This window comes from Mesorhizobium sp. M5C.F.Ca.IN.020.32.2.1, assembly GCF_004023105.1.
GTDB lineage: Bacteria > Pseudomonadota > Alphaproteobacteria > Rhizobiales > Rhizobiaceae > Mesorhizobium > Mesorhizobium wenxiniae.
This window is the reverse complement of the sequence record NZ_RZSX01001058.1, coordinates 1-1,913: the sequence shown is the minus strand read 5'-3', so window position 1 is coordinate 1,913 and position 1,913 is coordinate 1. Positions and strand designations below refer to the sequence as shown.

Here is a 1,913-nt window from a genome sequence, read left to right as displayed (position 1 = left end):
GACCGGCACCATTCTCGGAATGGCGCATGCGCTGGGCGAAACCGCGCCGTTGCTGATGATCGGCATGGTCGCCTTCATCGTCGACATTCCCGGCGGCTTTACCGATCCCGCGACGATCCTGCCGGTGCAGATATTCATGTGGGCGGATTTCCCGGAAGCTGGATTCCAGCAGAAGACTTCGGCGGCGATTTTGATTTTGCTGCTGTTTTTGGTCATCATGAACGCCATTGCAGTGATACTGCGCAGGCGCTTCGAGCGGCGCTGGTAAGGGGTAGAGGATATGAACATCATGACGGAAGCCGGCGTCGAACAGAAACTGAGCAGCGGAACCAATGCCCCTTCGATCAAGATGAAGGGCGAAAAGGTCTCTGTTCATTACGGTGAGAAGCGAGCTCTGTTCGACGTGAACCTCGATGTCCGCGAGAACCAGGTGACGGCGTTGATCGGCCCATCGGGCTGTGGCAAGTCGACCTTCCTGCGTTGCCTGAACCGAATGAACGACACGATCGATATCGCGCGGGTGAGCGGCAAGATAACGCTCGACGGCGAGGATGTTTACGACCCGAAAATCGATGTCGTCGAGCTGCGAGCTCGCGTCGGCATGGTATTCCAGAAGCCGAACCCGTTTCCGAAGTCGATCTATGAAAACGTCGCCTACGGTCCGCGCATTCACGGCCTGGCCAGGAGCAAGTCCGAGTTGGACGGCATCGTTGAATCGAGCCTGAAGAAAGCCGGTCTGTTCAACGAGGTCAAGGATCGCCTGCTCGAGTCGGGCACCGGTCTCTCCGGCGGACAGCAGCAGCGCCTGTGCATCGCGCGCGCCATCGCCGTGTCGCCGGAAGTGATTCTGATGGACGAGCCCTGTTCGGCGCTGGATCCGATCGCCACCGCCCGCGTCGAGGAACTGATCGACGAACTGCGCCAGAACTACACGATCGTCATCGTCACCCACTCGATGCAGCAGGCAGCGCGCGTGTCGCAACGCACGGCGATGTTCCATCTCGGCTACCTGGTCGAGGAGGGCGCAACCGACAAGATGTTCACCAATCCCGACGACAAGCGCACCCAGGACTACATCACCGGCCGGTTCGGCTGAGCGGTCCGGCGGCGAATTTCGAACACGAGGACAGGATCATGGGTGAACACACCGTCGCATCTTTCGACGAGGAACTGGAGCACATCGACAGGCTGATCCGCGACATGGACGAGCTTGCCGCCGCGATGGTCGCAGCCTCGATCCGCGCGTTGCTTGCGTCAGACAATGCGATGGCGCAGCGTGTCGTCTCGGACGACGCGATCATGGATGCGCGGCAGCGCGAACTCGACGATAGCGCGATCACGCTGATCGCCAAGCGGCAGCCGATGGCGCAAGATCTGCGCGCCGTGGTTGGCGCAATCCGCATGGCCGGTGATCTCGAGCGCATCGGCGATTTGGCCAAAAACATAGCCAAGCGGGTCAGCGCAGTCGGGCAGAGCGCCACGCCGCGTAATCTGTCGCACGGTATCGACGCGATGGCGGATCTCGTTCTTGTGCAGCTCCGCGGGGTGGTCGAGCACTATGTGTCGCGCAATGCCGGCGCGTTGAAAGAGCTGCGCGCCGACGACCAGAAGATCGACGTGAAGTACACGGCGGTTTTCCGCGAACTCCTGACCTACATGATGGAGGATCCGCGAAACATCACCGCCTGCACGCATCTTCTGTTTTGCGCCAAGAATCTCGAACGCATCGGCGATCATGTCACCAACATCGCAGAAAACGCCTACTTTGTCGTGACCGGGCAGCAATTGCCGGCAGATCGCCCGAAGCTCGACGAAACGACGATGTCGGCGCCGGCGACATGACAGGAGTGACCGGCCGATGATCGCGCCGCGCGTCACCACCTCGACCTGATAGCCTTCGGATTCCAGATTGT

2 protein-coding genes and 1 pseudogene are annotated in these 1,913 nt (G+C 60.5%); all 3 read left to right on the top strand.

Annotation, left to right across the window (positions count from 1 at the left end):
• Positions 1-268, top strand: a pseudogene (locus tag EOA86_RS32795) (phosphate ABC transporter, permease protein PstA); the annotation flags it as partial.
• A gap of 12 nt (positions 269-280) precedes the next feature.
• Positions 281-1,096 carry a phosphate ABC transporter ATP-binding protein PstB gene (pstB, locus tag EOA86_RS32790; RefSeq protein ID WP_128345366.1) on the top strand — a complete coding sequence of 272 codons (816 nt, stop codon included), beginning with the start codon at positions 281-283 and terminating at the stop codon, positions 1,094-1,096.
• 38 nt (positions 1,097-1,134) lie between these two features.
• Positions 1,135-1,842, top strand: a complete 708-nt coding sequence (gene phoU, locus EOA86_RS32785; protein ID WP_029348715.1) for a phosphate signaling complex protein PhoU — start codon at positions 1,135-1,137, stop codon at positions 1,840-1,842.
• The last annotated feature ends 71 nt before the right edge of the window (positions 1,843-1,913 follow it).

What these genes read in the sequence shown, in the direction of transcription:
- pstB (WP_128345366.1), top strand. Translation starts at nt 281, where the DNA reads ATGAACATCATGACGGAAGCCGGCGTCGAACAGAAACTGAGCAGCGGA.
- phoU (WP_029348715.1), top strand. Translation starts at nt 1,135, where the DNA reads ATGGGTGAACACACCGTCGCATCTTTCGACGAGGAACTGGAGCACATC.